Origin of the sequence: Ensifer sp. 4252 (genome assembly GCF_050434565.1) — a bacterium.
In the GTDB taxonomy this organism is placed as follows: Bacteria; Pseudomonadota; Alphaproteobacteria; order Rhizobiales; family Rhizobiaceae; genus Ensifer.
Map to the genome: position 1 here is coordinate 128,596 of NZ_JBNDIU010000011.1, position 18,994 is coordinate 147,589.

The 18,994-nt window shown below is 60.7% G+C and carries 19 protein-coding genes; 12 read left to right on the top strand and 7 right to left on the bottom strand.

Translation table 11 applies throughout. From position 1 onward, the window contains the following. Positions 1 to 2: 2 nt before the first annotated feature. From ABIE33_RS20595 to ABIE33_RS20640, 10 genes are all read left to right on the top strand, one after another. On the top strand, positions 3 to 1,034 hold the full coding sequence (locus tag ABIE33_RS20595) for an iron-siderophore ABC transporter substrate-binding protein (RefSeq protein ID WP_429128764.1): 1,032 nt from the start codon (positions 3 to 5) through the stop codon (positions 1,032 to 1,034). Further along, a complete protein-coding gene (locus ABIE33_RS20600; RefSeq protein ID WP_429128767.1) occupies positions 1,034 to 1,798 on the top strand; it encodes a siderophore-interacting protein in 765 nt (254 codons plus the stop codon). The genes ABIE33_RS20595 and ABIE33_RS20600 overlap by 1 nt, the downstream gene beginning before the upstream one ends. Continuing rightward, positions 1,795 to 2,856 carry an iron chelate uptake ABC transporter family permease subunit gene (locus ABIE33_RS20605; RefSeq protein WP_429128770.1) on the top strand — a complete coding sequence of 354 codons (1,062 nt, stop codon included), beginning with the start codon at positions 1,795 to 1,797 and terminating at the stop codon, positions 2,854 to 2,856. Before ABIE33_RS20600 ends, ABIE33_RS20605 begins: the two co-directional genes overlap by 4 nt. A gap of 38 nt (positions 2,857 to 2,894) precedes the next feature. After that, positions 2,895 to 3,914, top strand: coding sequence for a FecCD family ABC transporter permease (locus ABIE33_RS20610; RefSeq protein WP_429128773.1), 1,020 nt, complete (start codon positions 2,895 to 2,897; stop codon positions 3,912 to 3,914). Continuing rightward, positions 3,911 to 4,705, top strand: coding sequence for an ABC transporter ATP-binding protein (locus ABIE33_RS20615; RefSeq protein ID WP_429128775.1), 795 nt, complete (start codon positions 3,911 to 3,913; stop codon positions 4,703 to 4,705). Before ABIE33_RS20610 ends, ABIE33_RS20615 begins: the two co-directional genes overlap by 4 nt. Positions 4,706 to 4,988: 283 nt before the next feature. Then, positions 4,989 to 5,264, top strand: coding sequence for a helix-turn-helix domain-containing protein (locus tag ABIE33_RS20620; protein WP_429128777.1), 276 nt, complete (start codon positions 4,989 to 4,991; stop codon positions 5,262 to 5,264). Positions 5,265 to 5,941: 677 nt separating this feature from the next. Beyond that, the gene (locus ABIE33_RS20625) at positions 5,942 to 7,105 is read left to right on the top strand and encodes an MFS transporter (RefSeq protein ID WP_429128780.1); all 1,164 of its coding nucleotides are present in this window, start codon (positions 5,942 to 5,944) and stop codon (positions 7,103 to 7,105) included. A 529-nt stretch (positions 7,106 to 7,634) separates the two neighbouring features. Next, positions 7,635 to 9,074, top strand: coding sequence for an NAD-dependent succinate-semialdehyde dehydrogenase (locus ABIE33_RS20630; protein WP_429128783.1), 1,440 nt, complete (start codon positions 7,635 to 7,637; stop codon positions 9,072 to 9,074). Positions 9,075 to 9,410: 336 nt separating this feature from the next. Beyond that, the gene (locus tag ABIE33_RS20635) at positions 9,411 to 10,544 is read left to right on the top strand and encodes a Leu/Phe/Val dehydrogenase (RefSeq protein WP_429128786.1); all 1,134 of its coding nucleotides are present in this window, start codon (positions 9,411 to 9,413) and stop codon (positions 10,542 to 10,544) included. A gap of 147 nt (positions 10,545 to 10,691) precedes the next feature. Then, positions 10,692 to 11,417, top strand: coding sequence for a glutathione S-transferase (locus ABIE33_RS20640; RefSeq protein ID WP_429128789.1), 726 nt, complete (start codon positions 10,692 to 10,694; stop codon positions 11,415 to 11,417). A gap of 40 nt (positions 11,418 to 11,457) precedes the next feature. Here ABIE33_RS20640 and ABIE33_RS20645 read toward each other — a convergent pair whose 3' ends face one another. The 7 genes from ABIE33_RS20645 to ABIE33_RS20675 all read right to left on the bottom strand — a co-directional run bounded on the left by ABIE33_RS20645 (position 11,458) and on the right by ABIE33_RS20675 (position 17,451). Continuing rightward, the gene (locus ABIE33_RS20645; protein ID WP_429128791.1) at positions 11,458 to 12,348 is read right to left on the bottom strand and encodes an aldo/keto reductase; all 891 of its coding nucleotides are present in this window, start codon (positions 12,346 to 12,348) and stop codon (positions 11,458 to 11,460) included. A gap of 190 nt (positions 12,349 to 12,538) precedes the next feature. Further along, positions 12,539 to 12,793, bottom strand: coding sequence for a helix-turn-helix domain-containing protein (locus ABIE33_RS20650; protein ID WP_429128794.1), 255 nt, complete (start codon positions 12,791 to 12,793; stop codon positions 12,539 to 12,541). 83 nt (positions 12,794 to 12,876) lie between these two features. Next, positions 12,877 to 13,743, bottom strand: a complete 867-nt coding sequence (locus tag ABIE33_RS20655; RefSeq protein WP_429128797.1) for a glycine betaine ABC transporter substrate-binding protein — start codon at positions 13,741 to 13,743, stop codon at positions 12,877 to 12,879. 64 nt (positions 13,744 to 13,807) lie between these two features. Beyond that, complete coding sequence (locus ABIE33_RS20660; RefSeq protein WP_429128800.1) at positions 13,808 to 14,686, bottom strand: ABC transporter permease; 879 nt, start codon at positions 14,684 to 14,686, stop codon at positions 13,808 to 13,810. 26 nt (positions 14,687 to 14,712) lie between these two features. Then, positions 14,713 to 15,945 (bottom strand): glycine betaine/L-proline ABC transporter ATP-binding protein ProV, encoded by a 1,233-nt coding sequence (gene proV / locus ABIE33_RS20665; RefSeq protein WP_429128802.1) that lies wholly within the window; start codon positions 15,943 to 15,945, stop codon positions 14,713 to 14,715. A 441-nt stretch (positions 15,946 to 16,386) separates the two neighbouring features. Then, positions 16,387 to 16,938, bottom strand: coding sequence for an SH3 domain-containing protein (locus tag ABIE33_RS20670; RefSeq protein WP_429128805.1), 552 nt, complete (start codon positions 16,936 to 16,938; stop codon positions 16,387 to 16,389). Between the two features lie 12 nt (positions 16,939 to 16,950). Next, positions 16,951 to 17,451 carry an invasion associated locus B family protein gene (locus tag ABIE33_RS20675; protein WP_429128807.1) on the bottom strand — a complete coding sequence of 167 codons (501 nt, stop codon included), beginning with the start codon at positions 17,449 to 17,451 and terminating at the stop codon, positions 16,951 to 16,953. Positions 17,452 to 17,755: 304 nt separating this feature from the next. Between ABIE33_RS20675 and ABIE33_RS20680 the strand changes: the two genes are divergently transcribed. Both ABIE33_RS20680 and ABIE33_RS20685 read left to right on the top strand, forming a co-directional pair. Beyond that, a complete protein-coding gene (locus tag ABIE33_RS20680) occupies positions 17,756 to 18,004 on the top strand; it encodes a BON domain-containing protein (protein ID WP_429128810.1) in 249 nt (82 codons plus the stop codon). Positions 18,005 to 18,310: 306 nt separating this feature from the next. Then, a complete protein-coding gene (locus ABIE33_RS20685; RefSeq protein WP_429128811.1) occupies positions 18,311 to 18,970 on the top strand; it encodes an FkbM family methyltransferase in 660 nt (219 codons plus the stop codon). Positions 18,971 to 18,994: the final 24 nt, after the last annotated feature.

The window sequence follows — 18,994 nt, forward strand, 5'->3', positions numbered from 1 at the left end:
CTTTGACGGTAACACGACTGACATCGGCAATCGGCGGCGCGACAGGCAGGCTCCTGTCGCGCCGTGCGGTGGTTGCGGGGGGCTTCGCATCGTTGCTGGCGCGCGCTTCCTTCGGACAAACGCCAAGCTTTCCAGTCACGGTCGAACACGCGCTTGGTGCGACGATCGTACCGACGAGGCCAAGGCGCATTGTCACCGTCGGCTGGTGCGACGAGGACAGCGTGCTCGCCTTCGGCGAAACACCGGTCGGAATGGTCCGCCGTGGCATGTTCGAAAGCGGCATCGCGCCTTGGTGCGAGGCGAAACTTGGTGGCGTTCGGCCACGCCTGCTCGACGGTGGTCAGGCCGATTACGAAACGATCCTCGGCCTGGAGCCCGACCTTATCGTCAACGTCTTTTCGGACATGGACGCGCGCAGCTACGAGCGCCTGTCGGCAATCGCTCCAACTGTCGGTTATGCCAGTGGACCGTGGCGCGCCGATTGGCGCGAGCAGACCCGGCAGATCGGCAAGGCCCTCGGCCGATCGCCGGCGGCCGAGACGCTGATCGATCGGACGCGTTTGTTCCTGGCCGCGCTTGCCCGGCAAAATGGCCGTCTGGCTGGTCGCAGTTTTACCTTTGGGACCTATTTTCCCGGCTCCGGCTCGATGGTTGTCTACCTGCCCGGCGAGACGCGCGTCGATTGGCTGATCGATCTCGGTATGCGGGTGGCACCTGGCATTGCGCGGCTATCCCGGGAAAACCCCGGCAGGAGCTCGCTCGACATCAGCCTCGAACAACTCGAGCTGGTCGAAAGCGACGTCCTGATCATGTGGTACGAAGGCGGCGCGCGCGGTGCGATGGAGAGCCAGCCGCTGTTCCAGCTATTTCGACCCGTGTCCTCCGGCGCTTACGTTGCGCTCGAGGATCCCGTTTCCGTCTGGTCAGCCTCCTGGCCGAGCGTCCTTGCCATCCCCTACGGATTTCCGGGTTTGGTGCCGCGGCTGGCGCAGGCAATCGGAGTGGCCGACAGCCACGCCGGCAAGGAGCCATGATGTATCACGAAGACTATTTCTTTTCTCGCGTCCGCACCGCCGAACGCCTGACCCCATCGATGATCCGGGTGGTCCTCGAAGTGGAAGGAGCAGATCGGTTGGTTGAGACTGGACATGCGGACGAGTGGATCCGTCTGGCTTTCGCCCCGGATGACGAGACGCCCGTTTCGCTTCCCGTGTTGAGCAACGGAAAGTGGGGAAGACCGGATGGCTCCAAGGCCTGCCCGAACCGGCCCTATACCATTCGGCACTGGGATCGAGAGCGCGCGGAAATGGTCGTCGATTTGGTCGTGCACGAGGGTGGCGTCGGCGCAACCTGGGCACTGGCTGCAAAACCAGGCGACATGGTCGGGCTCTGCAACCCGGAGGGCCGCTATCGCCTTCCTGTCGACGCCCGATGGATCGTGCTGCTATGCGACATTACCGGCCTGCCGGCGGCAGCCCGTATCCTGGAGGAGCTTCCCGCTGGTATCGCGGCAAAGGTGCACGTCGAGCTGCCGGATATGGCCGATCGACAGGCGTTGACGTCGCAAGCAGACATCATTGCCTTTTGGTATGACAGCTTCGGCAAGCACGGCCGCGCCAGCCGGCTTGATGAGATCGCGCGCGACATCCGGCTACCGGGCGGGCCAGGGTACATCTGGATTGCGGGTGAGGCGACCTGCGTCAGCGAAAGCCGTAAGCATTTTCGTGATGCACTTGGCTTCGATAAGCAGCGGATCACCGCTGTTGGCTACTGGATCCTTGGGCAGGCGCGGGTATGAGTACCGGCGTGCCGCTCAGCCCTCCGGCAACGACGCGCTGCCGGTTGCCAGCGCGATCGCGTGACCGGACCAAGTTCCTCGCGCTCCTCGCCGGCGCGGTCTTGCTGATCGTGGCGATGGCCACAAGCCTCCTGCTTGGCGCCAGACCAGTTGCAGCCGACGTTGCGCTTCAAGCCCTCTTTGGTTTTGACCCGACGTCCGTCGAACATGTGATCATCCGCGACTATCGGTTACCGCGCACGCTGCTTGGACTGCTTGCAGGGAGCGCCTTTGGTGTTTCCGGTGCGCTGATCCAGGCAGCCACGCGCAACCCGCTCGCGGATCCCGGCATCCTCGGCGTCAATGCCGGTGCCGCCTTCTTCGTGATCGTTGCCGTTGGTATTCTCGGGTTGCGCACCATCGATGCCTATCTCGGTTTCGCGATGCTTGGGGCGGTAGTCGCCACGGCTGTCGTCTACGCTGTCGGCGCCAACGGGCGCGAAGGCGCGACCCCCATGCGCCTTGTTCTGGCGGGCGTTGCGCTTTCTGCTGTCTTGTCGGGCATAGGTTCTTCGATCACGCTTCTCGATCCGCAAGCCTTTGAACAGATGCGTCATTGGTCGATCGGTTCGATTGCCGGGCGGGACATGCATATTGTTGCGGTGGTCGCGCCAATGATTGGCGCCGGGCTGCTGCTGGCACTCGCTCTTGCACGCCCACTGAACGCCGTTGCCCTCGGTGACGAACTGGCAAGTACCCTTGGTGCCGGTCTCGGTCGAACGAGGATTGGCGTTGCGATCGCTGTTACTTTGCTTGCCGGTGGCGCAACGGCGGCGGCCGGTCCTGTCGGTTTCATCGGGCTGATGGTGCCGCATGCCGTGAGGTGGTTCAGCGGGCCGGACCAACGCTGGATCGTGGCGCTGACGGCTTTATTTTCGCCAAGTCTGATTTTGGCCGCGGACATTGCCGGGCGCCTACTGATCGCACCGGACGAACTGGAGGCGGGAATCCTCACGGCCCTCATCGGTGCACCCGTCTTGATCCTGCTTGCTCGTCGTCGAAAGGCAACAGGATTGTGAGCGCTCCGTCGGGAAATCCAGTCGCCGGACATGCCGTCATGGTCGTTCGTGCCTTTGCCGGGCGGGTGTCTTTTCGCGTCCATCGCCGTGTCGCCTTGCTGATCGCGGCCCTTGCGGGGCTGGCACTGACATTGATGATCCTTTCGCTTTCGAGCGGCAGACTGCCGCTGTCTGCTTTTGACATATGGGCAGCGCTCGCAGGCGATGCATCGCCCCGGATACGAATGGTGGTCGTGGAATGGCGCCTGCCTCGAGTGCTGCTTGCTTTGTTGCTCGGAGCGGCTCTTGGTCTCAGCGGCGCCATCTTTCAGTCGTTGACGCGCAATCCGCTCGGTAGTCCTGATATCATCGGCTTTTCCACCGGCTCCTATTCAGGGGCGCTCGTCGTCATGCTGATTTTTGCCGGCGTGCAGCACGAAATGGCCATCGGCGCGGTCCTTGGCGGCCTGGTGACGGCGGCGATCGTCTATACGCTTGCCTGGAAGAACGGCATTCAGGGTTTCCGGCTGATCATCGTTGGCATTGGCGTTTCTGCCATGCTCGGCGCCGTCAATCTTTGGCTGATGCGCCAGGCAGACCTGCAGGCCGCACTTGCTGCTGCGATCTGGGGAGCCGGGAGTTTGAACGGGCTCGGCAACGCCGACGTCAAGCTCGCCGCAGCCGTGCTCCTGGCATCTCTGCCTCTTACCGTTATCCTGGCCCGTGCTATGCGCCAGCTCGAGCTTGGCGATGATCTTGCCGTGTCGACCGGTGTTTCCGCGGGCGCCTTGCGCCTTGCCCTGCTGGTGCTGGGTGTGGCGCTCACGGCAACCGTCACCGCGCTCTCAGGTCCGATCGCCTTCGTCGCCCTTGCCGCGCCTCAGATCGCCAGACGTCTGGCGCGCTTGTCCGGTGTCCCCCTGGCATCGTCGGCGCTTGTTGGCAGCCTTTTGCTGTTGGCTGCCGACGTGGTGGCGCAACACGCATTTGCCTCGCCGCTGCCGGTCGGCGTCATGACCGTCAGCATCGGCGGGCTTTATTTCGTCTGGCTTTTGCTGCGGGAGATCCGAAGATCATGAACAATACTCCCAGGCTTCAAGCGAAGTCCGTCACGCTTGGGTACGAACGGCGGATCATTTCCGACACTCTTTCGGTGGCGATCCCCGACGGCTCGTTCACAGTCATCGTCGGCCCCAATGCAAGCGGCAAGTCCACATTGCTGCGGGCGCTGGCGCGCCTCTTGGCGCCGAGTTCCGGGCAGATCGTTCTCGATGGCAAGGAGATCGGCAAGTACGCCGCAAAGGCGGTGGCCAGCCGGATTGGACTGTTGCCGCAGTCATCAGTTGCACCGGAGGGTATCTCGGTTTTCGATCTGGTGTCGCGGGGGCGCTATCCGCATCAGTCCTTTCTGAGGCAATGGTCGAAGGCCGATGAAGCAGCGGTGCGGCAAGCCATGGAACTGACCGGAATTGCCGATCTTGCGGCTCGACCGGTCGACGAGCTTTCCGGTGGCCAGCGTCAGCGTGTCTGGATCGGCATGGTGCTGGCGCAGGAAACGCCGATCCTTCTGCTCGATGAGCCGACGACGTTTCTTGATATCGCCCATCAGATCGAACTGCTGGATCTCTGCCGACACCTGAGCCGCCATAGCGGAAGGACCCTGGTTGCGGCACTTCATGACCTCAACCATGCCTGCCGCTACGCCACGCATATCATCGCGATGCGCGAAGGCGCGATCGTTGCTGAAGGCGCGCCGACCAGTATCGTCACCGCTCAACTGGTGGAAGACGTCTTCGGCCTCTCGTGTATGGTTATTGACGATCCCGTTTCCGCGACGCCTCTGATCGTGCCTCGATCGAAACAGGTCTGAGGTTGCTGCAAGTTGTTAGACGCCGTCAGTCTCGTTGAGCCAGGATGCGCAGCCTGCTTCTAGCTCACCATGAAGCGAGCTGAACGGCAGGCTGGCAGCATCGATCGCTTTTGGTGCCGCCGATGTCTTGCCCACGATGGCCCCACGGATGCGATTTCCCCGTGAACCAGGTCGGACAGATAAGTTCCATAAGACAGATTACGCGATCTTTTCATGTAGCCGGGCAGATTCCATTTTCAAATGCAACAGAGGCAAATTGGCCATGGTTTTCAGGAGGATGGAAGTGGCCCGCTCTTTTGTGCAGTTGAGTATGGATGAACGCCGCGTCATTGCGCGGATGCATGAGCAGAAGATCAGCCAGGCGGAGATCGCGCGGACGCTTCGCCGCGACCGCTCGACAATCTGCCGCGAGCTGCGACGGAATTTCTGGCATGATCGTGAGGTTCCCGTCGTCGGGGGCTACCCGCACGTGACGACGCATCAAATGGCTGCGGACCGCCGTCGACGCTACCGGAAGCCTTTGGGCAATCGACCTGCCGGTATGCCCGTTGCGGCATAGGCTGCAACCGCGCGCCCATCGACAGAGCGCCACCATACAAAAATGCGGGAGACGTTTGCCATCACTGCAGCGACCGCCATGATCGGGATGGCTTCCTTGGAGCTTGACTGGATCGCCCCTGACCAGCTTGAGCAACCCCGACCAGCGACGCCTGATCGGGCGCTCACGTCTGGGGCCAGGGTGAGCGGTGGTATGCATAGTCTCAGCGCCAAAGCTTATCGGGTGCCACGAACCCGCCCTCGCCCCCTTGCAAAGCGAACCAGCCGGTCGGATTGGGGTTTCCATCAGGACGAGTGGAGATGCTGAGTGTCGCATTTCCAAATGGCTGGCAACGCCGCATCCTGTGTTCATTTTTTTCATTGCCGCATCGTAAGCAGCGGGACAGCCAAGCATCGCACGCATGCGGCAAACAGGTGGTCTTCTTCAGGATTGAGCGAATTCCCTTCAAATTATCGACCAGATTCGACCCATATCTGCGCATCGACTAATATCCAGAGCAAAAAACGAGCGCGCGGTTGCGTACTTTTTCGACCGACCTTGGCATGGGCCGGTTGACAGTCTCGTGACCTTGTCACACAAATTATGAAAATGATTTTCAATGCCGCCGCGAGTCCCGATGCTGCATTCAGGCGGCAAGCGGACAAGTTGACAGCATGGGATGCAGGGGAGCAATGCGCATGACCAGTCAGCGGCTCATCATGCTGATCTTTTTCCTCCAGCCGATCGCTTTTGGCGCCTGGTTGCCACGCATTCCCGACATTCAGCAAAAGCTCGGTCTCGGACCGGCCGAGCTGGCATTGGCTCTGCTCGGCATGCCGGCGGGAATCCTGCTTACCCTGCCCTTCGCCGGCCGCTTTGTCGCCCGGATCGGCGGTCGCGCCACCATCCTCTACGGCTTCGTGGTGTTTCTCGGGCTGGTGTGGCTACCGACATGGGCGCCAAGCATCGAGTTGCTTTTCGTAACACTTGCAGTCGTGGGCATTGCGTTGGCGACGTTGGAGCTGGGCCTCAACGTCGAGGCCGATGCCATTGAGAAGCGCTCCGGCCAGTTGATCATGAGCACGTGTCACGGCTTCTGGAGCCTCGGGATCATGGCGGGCAGTCTGGTCGGCATCGGCTTTGCCGCGGCGGGCGTGTCGCCGGAATGGGCTGTGTTGATAGCAGCCGCGGTTATGTTGCCGATCAGCCTTCTGGCAGCCAAGGCGTTGCCGGACCTGCACTCCACAGAGCCGACCCAGGTGGACACCGTCCAAAGCAGGCGCCGTCCACCAAGTCGAGCGTTGCTCGGAATCTGCTTCTTTGTCTTCGGCATCACCATGACCGAGGGTGCAGTTGCGGACTGGTCGGCTGTCTATCTGCGAGACGTGTTCGGGCTCACCAGCGCCAGCGCCGGTTTCGGCTATTCGATCTTCGCCTTCATGGTCGCAGCGGGACGCTTTGGCGGGGACCGGCTCAAGGCCACCTACGGGCCTGTCGCCGTGGCTCGCACATGCGGCCTTGCGAGTATCGCGGGGCTGCTCTTGGTGGCGGCAAGCCCGGCCGCCTGGTTGGCGCTGGTCGGCTTTGCCGCCATGGGCTTCGGTGTCTCCGTCGGCTTTCCGCTGGCTGTCACGGCGGCCGCTGACCAGAAGGACCGGCCGGCGCCCGCAAGTGTGGCGATCCTGTCTTTCGTGGCACTTCTCGGCTTTCTGATTGGGCCGCCAATGATCGGACTCGTCGCCGAGCATAGCGACATGCGCTTCGGCCTGGGAATGCTTATTCCCTTCCTCGCCGCGAGCTTGCTGCTGACCGGGATGTTGAAGCCGGGCACCAAAACGGCTCCCGCGCTGGCGTCGACCTGAAACGGCACCCTTGAGGCAGAAGGCAGCGTTGAATGCTCAAAACTCACACTCGTGGCTCGGTGACGCCGGGTGGTCTATAGACGACAACGGTCGAGATCGAGAGCTCCATGAAGCCTCCGCGTCGCGACGATACCCAAAACGCTGCTCGCCGCCCTTCCCTGTGGCATGACTGAGCGCGTGACGTCGTTGACAACCTCAAGCTCGACATTCGCCCGGGTGAAATCGTCGACTGGTCGGAGGCCTCGTTCCGGCAGGACGACGCTCGGCCACCCGGCGGCAGCGGGTCGACGAGGTGCTGCTCGACGTCGGGCGTGGTCCACAATTCGCCGACCGGTTTCCGCATTAGTTGTCGGGAGATCACGGGCAACGTGTGGCTACGGCGGGAGCGATGCAGGTTCTGAGTGGCTATGATCGGCCCTGCCCCTTGATCTTCGGTATCACTTGCAGGCAGTCTCCCTGGCGTTTCCAAGACTTCCTTGCGCATCACAGTTGATCGCGCCAGCCAGACCCGTTCAGAAAAGGTTCTTTCATGCCCAGCTACCCGGATATCCTCCTTCACATCGACGGCAAATGGCGGCCGGCGCGATCAGGCAAGAGCATTCCGGTTGTCGACCCCGCAACCGAAGAGGCGATCGGAACGGTCGCCTGGGCCGAGGTTGCCGATCTCAACGAAGCGCTCGATGCCGCCCAGAAAGGCTTTGAAACCTGGCGGCGGATATCCGCTTTCGACCGGGCGAAAATCATGCGCGCCGCCGCAGTGCTTTTGAGGCAACGCGCCGACGACATCGCCTGGCTGATGACCCGCGAACAGGGCAAGCCGCTTGGGCAGTCCAAGGGCGAAATCCTGAGCGCCGGCGACATCATCGACTGGTTCGCCGAGGAAGGCCGGCGCGCCTATGGACAGATCATTCCACCGCGTGCGCCGAATGTGACCCAGATGACGGTGAAGGTCCCGGTTGGTCCGGTGGCGGCTTTTACGCCGTGGAATTTCCCGATCAACCAGGTCGTGCGCAAACTTTCAGCGGCTCTTGCGACCGGCTGCTCCATCATCGTCAAGGCACCGGAGGAAACGCCTGCCTCGCCTGCCGAACTGATCCGGTGTTTTGTGGATGCCGGGGTGCCGGATGGTGTCGTCAACCTCGTCTATGGTGTGCCCGCACAGATCTCCGAGTATCTGATTTCGCACCCGGTGATCCGCAAGATGTCCTTCACCGGCTCCACTCCGGTTGGCAAGTCGCTCGCCGCGCTTGCCGGCCAGCACATGAAGCGCGCGACGATGGAGCTTGGCGGCCACGCGCCAGTGATCGTCACTGATGATGCCGACGTCGATGAGGCGGTCGCGGTGATGGCTGGAAGCAAGTATCGCAATGCGGGTCAGGTGTGCGTGTCGCCGACGCGGTTCCTCGTTCAGGAACGGGTGGCCGATCGGTTCATCGACGGTTTCACCGCCGCCTCGCAAGCGATCAAGGTCGGCAATGGCCTCGATGCGACAACGGACATGGGACCACTCGCCAACGAGCGCCGCATTCCAGCAATCGAACGCCTGGTCGTCGATGCCGTCGAACAGGGTGGGCGCCTGATGACCGGCGGCCACCGCATCGGCAATCGCGGATACTTCTTCCAACCAACGGTGCTTGCGGACGTGCCGCGCTCGGCCGCCATCATGAACGACGAACCCTTCGGTCCGGTTGCGGTCATCAACCGTTATTCGGAACTGGACGACGCGATCGAGGAAGCCAACCGCCTGCCCTTCGGGCTCGCCGCCTATGCCTTCACCGGGTCACAGACCCAGTCCGATCGCATTGCGGCCGAAATCGAAAGCGGCATGATCTCGATCAACCATCTCGGCTTTGCCTTGCCCGAAGTCCCGTTCGGAGGGATCAAGGATTCCGGCTACGGAACCGAAGGTGGATCCGAGGCGATAGACGCCTATCTGGAAACTCGGTTCGTGACGCGCAAAAGCCCCTGAAAATACGCGATACCGTGATCTGGTCCCGCCGGGAGAGCGCGCTCGCCTGGCGGGGAACCACAAGTCAGAATGCGGCCGTCCAGCTCCGGGGTCATTTGGTCCCGCCACATTACCGTTGATCCATGGCGCGGTCGTTCAACTGGCGTTGAGGCGGTGCGGTTGACAGGCGCACAATCGTTGGAACCATCCCCCTTCTGCAAAGGAATGCGCTTTGCGTTTGTTGCGCGGAGATTTCCTCGCACGCAATGCGCCATCGTGTAACGTGGTGACTTCGAAACCAAAAATCGCTGAGAATGTTTAACCTTCAATGTGCCGGGTCACAGGGGAGGAATGGCAATGCGAAATGGGTTGAAGCCGCGTCAGGAAATCACTGCCGCAACCACTCTTGATATTACCGACATCACCGCCGAGGTAGCCGGTCTGCCTGGCTTCGACGCCCACGAGCAGGTCTGGCTGGGCCGGGATGCCGAGCGTAACCTTGAGGCAATCGTGGCTGTTCACACGACTGTCCTTGGCCCGGCTTTGGGCGGCACCCGCATCTGGCCGCATGTCAGCTTCGAGGCCGGCGTCACCGATGCACTGCGTCTTTCGCGCGGCATGAGCTTCAAATCCGCCATTGCCGGCCTGGCGCTTGGCGGCGGCAAGGCGGTGATCATCGCCGACCCGAAGAGGGAGAAGACGCCGGCGATGCTGGCTGCCTATGCCGAGATGCTGAATGCGCTGGTGGGTCAATACATCACGGCCGAGGATGTCGGCATGACGCTTGCGGACGCGGATTTCCTTGCCGAGCGCACGCCGAATGTCAGCGGCACCACCAAGGGCGGAAGTGGCAACCCATCGCCCTTTACGGCATTGGGCACCTTCCTCGGACTGAAGGCCGCACTGCGCCATCGCACCGGCAGCGATAACCTGAAGGGCATTCGCGTCGCCGTGCAGGGGCTGGGCTCGGTTGGCTGGGCGCTCTGCCAGAAGCTCCATGCCGAAGGCGCAGTACTCATCGTCTGCGACCTCGATCCCGTCCGCACGGCACGCGCCGCTCAAGAGCTCGGCGCGACAGTCGTCGAGGGCGAGGCGATCATTGCGGCCGATGTCGATATATTCGCACCCTGTGCGCTGGGCGGCGTTCTGTCGGCCGGCACGATCCCGTTGCTTCGGGCCAAAATCGTCGCGGGAGCCGCCAACAATCAGCTCGCAACTGCTGCGGACGGTGAACGCCTCATGGAAAGAGGCATCCTCTATGCGCCCGACTATGTCATCAACGCCGGCGGCGTTATCAATGTCGCAGCCGAAATAGGCAGCGGTCGTTACAACGTCAACGATGTGATGGTTCGCGTCGACCGGATTCCGTTCACGTTGACCCGTATCTTCGAGCGCGCCGCGGCAGAGGGTCGAACCACCGACGCTGTGGCTGAAACGATGGCTCGCGAGATCATCGACACTGCCGGACGGGTAGGCTTGCCCGGCAGATAATATGGTGGACAAGCGAAGACTTCTGCTCAATGTTCCCGCACAGCCGCATCAGAGAACCAACCGCGTCGGGTTGGCTGATGCGGCAGCCGCAATGTTGGCCCCATAGCTAATCGGCACAGCGTCAGCCCAAATAGCCGCGAGGATGTCATGGCATTTGAACTCTACTACTGGGATGGCATTCAGGGCCGCGGAGAATTTATAAGGCTGGCGCTCGAGCTCGCCGGGGCGGACTATGTCGATGTCACACGGGAACCGCACCGCGGGACGGACGAGATGATGCAGATCATCAATAGCTCGTCGGAGGCGCATATTCCCTTCGCGCCTCCTTTTCTCAAGGACGACGGGCAGATCGTCTCCCATGTCGCCAACATTCTCTTTTACCTCGGTCCTAAGCTCCGTCTTGCGCCGGAAAGCGATGAATTGCGTTGGTTTGCCAACGGACTTCAACTGACGCTCACTGACTTCGTCGCGGAGGTGCACGACACGCACCACCCGATCGCAACTTCAAAATACTATGAAGATCAGAAAGAAGAGGCCAAGGCTCGGTCGTTGGAGTTCGTCAAAAACCGTCTGCCGAAGTTCCTCGGCTATTTCGAGCGGGTGCTGAAACAGAACCCGGCGCACGCTGGATACCTCGTCGGCCACGATCTTACCTATGTCGACCTGTCGATGTTCCAGGTGATCGAAGGGCTGATCTATGCCTTCCCCAAAGCGATGTCGCACTACGAGATCCGCTATGCAGGCCTTGCTCAGCTCCACGGTCTCGTGAAGAGCAAATCCACAATCGCTGCCTATCTCGCCTCGCCGCGTCGGTTAGCTTTCAACGAAAACGGCATCTTCCGCAGATATGCGGAGCTTGATATCGAGCCATGACTAGCGCAATCCTTCGACGTGGCGAACCTGCGCGGATCGACTACGGAACATCGTTCCCCCTGGCCGCCGCATAGAGTTCGAACCAGGTTTGCCGGTCGATCCGGACCTCCAGCGCCTCGGAAAACCGGCGGATACGGTCGATGCTGTTCGTGCCAAGCACAGGCAGAATTCGGGCCGGGTGGGCGAGTAGCCAAGCGATCGCGACGGCGGCCCGGTCGATGCCAGACTCGGCGCCGAGACGGTCGAGCTTCTCGGCGAGCACACCGTTGCTCTCCGTCATCAACCGGCCTCCTCCAAGCGGTGACCAGGCCATCGCCGGGGTCGCCATTTGCTGAAGGTGAGCAATATCCCCGTTGGTGAAGGGCTCTGTTGCCATCAGACTGAGTTCAATCTGGTTGGTTGCAAGCCTTGTACCCATAGCCGACTGCAACAGGCTTTGGTCCCAGGGGCGAAAGTTCGAGACACCGACGGAGCGAACCTTTCCGGCCTTGACCAGCGCGTCGAGTGCAGCGCCCGTTTCGACGTGATCCATGAACGGGTCGGGTCGGTGAACGAGAAGAAGGTCGATGTAATCCGTGCCCATCAGCCGGAGCGATTCGTCGACCGAGGCCGTGATGTGACCGGCACTCGTGTCGTAATGCTTGACCTTCGCGGCCCTGTGCCGGCCGGCAGGGTAGACGATGCCGCATTTCGTGATGATCTCGATGCGCTGCCGAAGACCGCTGCCACGCAACGCATCGCCGAAGAGTTCTTCGACCATATAGCCGCCATAGATGTCGGCATGATCCATCGTGGTCACGCCCTGATCGAGGCACGCGTCGATCTTTGAACGGATGTGAGCGATCGACGTGTCCTGATCATCTCCCAGCCGCCACATGCCGTAAACAATGCGCGAAAGCTCCACGTCGCCAAAAATTCCAATCCGCTCCATTGTCACTCTCCATCTCGGCCCATTTTGCCGCGAAGCTATAATCTGCTGCCAATTTCAGCAACTTGGCAGCCGCCGTGAATCTCGACGGTCCGCAGTTCTGCGGTGCCAGGCTGGCGAGCGCAAGCGCAATAGGCGTACTGGGTGCGGGCAGCACAATTGCCAACGCTGTTCGCGTGCGCTGTATTCTTTTTCAGCGCGGCCCCTGCCCTCGTCCCGTCAACAGCCAAGAGAGGCTTACGCTCAAGACGCCAGCAATCATCGCCAGGCGATTGGCACGCGGCGCGTCTCGATCGTTTTCCCAGTTGAACCAAGTGCTCGTCTCAACGCCGATGATCCTGGCGGCGCTTTGTGCCGACACGTCGAGGGCATCGCGAGCGAGCGACATACGCCCGCCAATCGTGTCATCCTGGACGCAGATCGCGTTGTCCTGATCATTGAAGTTCATCGGTATCCCTTTCCATTCTGATGCGAGCGGTCGCCCGGCGGCGTTTGACGGGCGCCGGGCTCTTTCTCAGGAGGTTGAACGGCTTATTTTCCGGTCCAGGCTTTCACCTGATCGGGGTGATCCGCGATGTATTTCTCAACCGCGGCTTCATAGGAGGTCTCTTGCGCCTGGAACATCGCGGCTTCCAGGTCGCCGATCGGCAGTTTCATGCGCGAGAGGAAGGCGGCGACTTCCGGATTGTCCTGCTTGAAACCCTGGCGTGCCAGCACGTCGACATGTTCGGCCTCACCGAGCGAGCCCTTCGGATCGGCGATGTAGCGAAGCGCGTATTTGCCGAACATCCAATGGGGGCTCCAGGACGTTGCAACGAACCACTTTTCAGTTCTGATTGCGCGGTCCACCACCGTCAGCATCCCGGCCTCGCTGGAGATCTGAAGCTTGTAACCGTCGAGGCCGTAGTCCTTGACTGCCTTTTCCGAAAGGCGCGTCAAGCCGGCGCCCGGATCGATGCCCTGAACCGTCGAGGCAAGCTTTTCCTTGATCTCGGGCTTTTGCAGATCCTCGATCGAGTTGAGCTCGCTTTCGGGAATGTAGGCCGGGACGACCCATCCGAGCCTGGCGCCCTCGTAGACGGTACCGAGCGTCTCGACCTTGTCTTTCACCTTGCCGTAGTAGTCGGCGTGGGTCTGCGGCAGCCATGCCATCATCATGGCATCGAGATCGCCACGGCTCACACCCTGATAGAGCGGAGCCACGTCGGTCTGTACAAGCTCGACGTCACGGCCGAGTTCATCTTTAATGATCTTCGCCGCCAGCTTGGTGACGAATTCCGCGTCCGACCATGCTGCCCAGCCGATTTTCACCGGCTTTGTCTCCTGCGCGAAGCTCGCGCCTGCAGGGCCGCCAATAAACATGGCCGCAAGGCCGATGGTGGCGATTGTCTTGAACATATCCAATCCTTCCTATGCATTTCGAATGACAGCGGGCGCATGCCCGCCGTTAAAGACGCTGCGCTCAGGCCGTCTTGGCCTCGGGCTCGCGCAAGCCAAATTTCGCGAACGGCAGGCGCCAGGTGGCGCCCTTTTTTCCGAGGCTCTGGGTAAGGCGGTCGAGAATGACGGCGAGGATGACAACGGCCAGACCGCCTTCGAAGCCGGTGCCGACATCAAGCCGTTGGATGCCCGTCAGCACCGTGTTGCCGAGGCCGCCGGCGCCGATCATCGACGCGATGACCACCATGGACAAAGACAGCATGATCGTCTGGTTGATGCCCGCCATGATCGACGGCATTGCGTTCGGTAGCTGGACCTTTAGGAGAAGCTGTGTCGGCGTACAGCCAAAGGCATTGCCGGCCTCGACGAACTCCACATGCACCTGACGGATGCCGAGATTGGTCAGACGCACGACCGGGGGCATCGAAAAAATGACGGTCGCGATGGTGCCCGGAACCGCGCCGAGCCCAAAAAACATTGCCGCCGGGATGAGGTAGACGAAGGCCGGCATCGTTTGCATCAGATCGAGGCCCGGGCGGATGACCGTGGCGACCGAATCCCGGCGCGCCATGGCGACGCCGAGCGGCAGGCCGATGATCATCGCGATGACCGTCGAGGCAATGACCAGTGACAGCGTCTCCATCATCGCCGCCCACAGCCCCATCTGTCCGACCAGCGAGAGCGACAGCCCGGCAAAGACCGCAAAGCCGAGCGAGACGCGCCATAGGGCGAGAAGAACGAAGATCGCGATGCCGACCGCCATGGGAATGCTGAGCAGGCCGTTCTGCAGTCCGTTCGTCACGAACCCGATCGACGCGGCGATGAAGTCGAGCGCGGGCGAAAAGTTGTCGAGGATGTAATTGACGGCCGAATCGATGCCGTCTCCGATGTCGAAGCTCATGGTTTTATCCGATTGGCTGGTGAGGTTCAGTTGGCGCGGTCGAGCGTCTCGAGCAGCGCCGACTTGCTGATGGCGCCGATATAACGGTCTTGGTCGTCGACAACAGGAACCGGCCACACGCTTGCCGCCACTTGCCCAAGCACGTTTGAGAGCTGTTCGCTGGCAAGGATTGGCGCTGCATCGGCAAGAAACGCCCTGCGATACGGGTCTTCCGCCTTTGAGCGGATCTTCTCCATCAATGACGTCTGGCTGACCATGCCATGGTATTTCATGTCGCGGCCGACGATGATCGCGAACTCCCTGTCGCGGCTTTTCATCTGCTCGAGCGCGGCAGCGGCGGAAACACCCTGACGCTCTATGATGGTGATCTGGGTCTTTCGGGCGACGTCGCCGGCCTTGAAAACCTGCGAGACGTCGACATTGCGGAAGAATGACCGGACATAATCGTTGGCGGGGGTGCCGACGATTTCGTCGGGTGTGCCGACCTGAACGACATTTCCATTCTGCATGATGCAGATACGGTCACCGATGCGCATCGCCTCATCAAGGTCATGGCTGACGAAGACGATCGTTCGGCTTTGCTCGGATTGCAGCCGAACCAGTTCGTCCTGCATTTCCGTGCGGATGAGCGGGTCGAGCGCCGAAAAGGCCTCGTCCATAAGCAGGATCGACGGTTCGCTTGCCAGCGCTCTGGCAAGGCCGACGCGCTGTTTCATGCCGCCCGAGAGTTCGTCCGGGCGGCTTTCGCTGTAGCCGTCGAGTCCGACGGCTTGCAGCGCCGCCATGGCCTTCGTCTTGCGCTCGGCCTCGCCGACGCCGGCCACCTCCAGCCCGAAAGCGGCGTTGTTCAAAACATTGCGGTTTGGGAGAAGCGCGAAGGACTGGAACACCATACTGATGTCCCGGCGACGGAGTTCGATCAGTGCCTTGCGGGACATCTTCGTGATGTCGTGGCCGTCGATCTCGATCGAACCGGATGTCGGCTCGATCAGCCGGTTGAGCAGACGCAGAAGCGTGGATTTGCCTGAACCGGACAGGCCCATGATCACAAAGATCTCGCCTGCCTTGATATCGAAGCTGGCGTTGTTGACACCAATGGAGCAACCGGTTGCTCGGTGAATGTCTGCTTTGCTCTTGCCGGAGCGAATGAGCTCCAGAGCGTCTTCGGGGTATTCCCCGAAAATCTTGTAGACGTCCTTCAATCTTATCTTGGTCGAACTCTCGGACGTGCCGTTCTCGTGTTCCGTCGTAAAAGCCATAAAAAATTGCCGCCTGCTCAACAGCTGACGCACTCTCCTTGTTTGTGATCTTCAGCATTCCTCAAGCAAATACCGCTCAAGGAAACGATTTCTTTAGACACCAATTCCGCGACGCGGAATGTGGTGAAGTCAATCCTCGGCATTCGTCAGATGAGTATTATTATAATAATACATGCTGCGTTGATGAGCGCGGAGAAACTACCGTTTCTACAATGGCGAATGATGGCCGAGGCGCAAAGGATTGCCTTTATTACGCCACAGGCATCCGGATGTCCATTGAAAATTCTATTTTTTTGACAACTAGGATCCGCTGGCGCAACTCAGCGACGTCCGGCGGACGCCCGAACACCCTGCTGGAGCGCGCATGCGCGTGCTCGCCTTGGCGGCCGCTGCAAGGCATTTTCGCTGGTATGAATGACGTCGATCAGGGACCGCTTGCGGCTAACTGACGACCTCATTGCGATAGGCGCCCCATAGGTCCACCTGCCTGACATATCCGCTGAGGCCATGTCGCCTGACCGTGACCTCGCACCACGTGCCGTCACAATGCACAAGCTTGAGCAGCACTCCACTTTGCAAGCTAGCGCGCTCGGGTGCTGCAGTTGCAGGCGCAGTTCTGAGCGCCGTGTTCGATCCCAGCCAGTTGCCGACCGTGGCCATTCTTTGGCCGGAGAGCAGCGCCGCCGACATCCAGCCGATAGCGCCGTCTGCATCACGAACCATTCGCCAGTTGCCGGTTTCTTCCACGACCTCGAGCGGCAGGCCGGGCGTGACGTAAAGCCAGATGATAGGATAGTCCGTGGACGGCCCTATCCGAAGTCTCGCCGCGCTGCTCTTCAGGGAAACGAAGCGGGGGATCGCAAGGCCGGTGACGCGCCCCACTCGCCCCGCGCTGGCGACGGGCGCCGCCAGGCTCTTTCGGTCCACTTCGCAGGTCTCGGACGCAAGCCAAGACAGCAGCGCGCAGGACATCTGGGCGATCAACGAGGTCATATGGGGGCCGGCTCATCGTGCACAGCGGGCAGCGCCCTTGAGCGCTGCCGTCATGCCTTTCAGCGAGAAGGAGTAGCTTGTTTCCGTGCCGCGACGCGAGCGCGCATTCAACGTCATCGTCGCCCCCGCCTTCATGGCCGCGACGAGCTCGGCATCACGCGCCTCGCGTCGCGTCCACGCCGCCCTGCCCTGCGGCGCCAAGGTGAAATCCTTGTCACCCACCGTGGCAGTCAGCGTCGAACCGGCTTCAAGGTCGTAGCCCATGATCGCTTGCGGCACGTATCCGGCAGCCGGCCGCGGTGACGGCGCGACAAGGAAGAAGTTGTCGCCGTGGTCGACGTGATCAGGTTTCATCGTCGTTGGGATCGAGAGAATGTAGCAGCTGTCGCGACCGTCATTCTTGTAGGAATACACGCCCCAGGCGCCGAAGGAGTTGAGCTTTACGGGTTGCGCCTGCGCTGCCGCGCAGGTGGTGAAGAGGATAGCGCAAGCAGCAATAACTCTGGATTTCATCTTGTTTCCTTTGGCATGGAGGGATCAGGCAGTGCGTCTCGACTGCACACAAGATGGGCCATTCGCGGTCGCAATTGTTGTCAAAGTGTTAATGAAAAACGCCCGAAAAAAGTGCCCATTGCCCCCGAAGGCGCGCAAGTCCCGCCCAAGACCGTCCTCGCGCCTTGTCTGACTGATGCGTCCGATGCCGATAAAAATATCGTGACCCGATTGTGTTCACTTGAGGGGTCGACATGTGGCCGCTTAGCCGCGAACATGAACGGGAGATGAACAGATATTTGATCAAAGTTCGGAACGGGGGCCCATGTTCGGCCTAACGTTCGCGCCACAATTTTCCTTGCAACCCATTGACATTGCTGGGGTCGTGGCGGTGAGAACCGCCATAGCCTACTCTGACGAGTTGACGGATTCCGACATTTCGGTAACGCACGAACACGGTGTCATTTATCTGGATGGGGTGGTGTCATCCGTCCGGATGCGCGATGAGGCGCAGAAGATTGCTGCTGAAGTTACCGGCTCACCGGTCAGAAACCGACTTTGCGTGGCACATTGACGTTCGTCTTTGGAACCGAGACCTTCGCGTCCAAGGCGTCTTGGTGATTTGCACCGCCACGACACGTAGGGAAGGTTCATTTCCGCAACAATGTGCGTCGGCAGATTTGGCCGTCAACCGCTGAGAATTAACGCGATCGAAAGCCGATGCTGCTAGCACTCCTGGGTTGAAAAAAGGAGAGCTGTCATGCTGCCTGCACCATGGAAGCCGATTGAATCCGCTGGCCTGATCCGGCTGGGATCCGCACGCGACGGCGGTTATGTCGTGCCGAAGCGCGCTGTGCTTGCCTCAAAGCGTTTGATCAGCATGGGTCTGAACGACGATTGGCAGTTCGAGAAGGAGTTTCGGCAACTCGCAGACGTGGGCATCGTCTGTTTCGACCATTCCGTCACCTGGAAATTCTGGCTGCGATACTATGTCGAGCAGATTCTGCGCCTTCGCTGGGGCCGATTGGCGCGGTATCTGGATTATCGATGGTTCTTCAGCCGGCCAGGCGTCGAGCACCGGCCCATCAGAATCGGCTATGATCAACCGGGTGAGGTTAGCGTCAGGGGGCTGCTCAAGGAGTTCTCCGACGACAATATTTTCCTCAAGATCGATATTGAGGGATCCGAGTACCGGATACTGGACGATATCGTGAAATACGCGGACCGATTTACCAGCATCGTCATCGAACTTCATGATGTCGACATACACAGAGAACGAATCTGCAGGTTTGTTGAGGGAATGTCGAATTTCTCGATCGTTTTCCTTCACCCGAACAACTTTGGCGGCACGGACGATCAGGGCGATCCCCTGGTTATCGAAATGTGCCTTGTGAGGAATGATCTGCTGGATCCGGCCGCACCAGGCGAGACGCGGCCCGAGCTGCCGGCAAACACGTCACGCCTCCCCGATATCGAATTGCGGTTCGCTCACGTCGACACAAGAGCGACTGCCGCGCCGCGCCGCGATCGCACGGCTTAAGCCGATATCAACAGCATCGCCGCG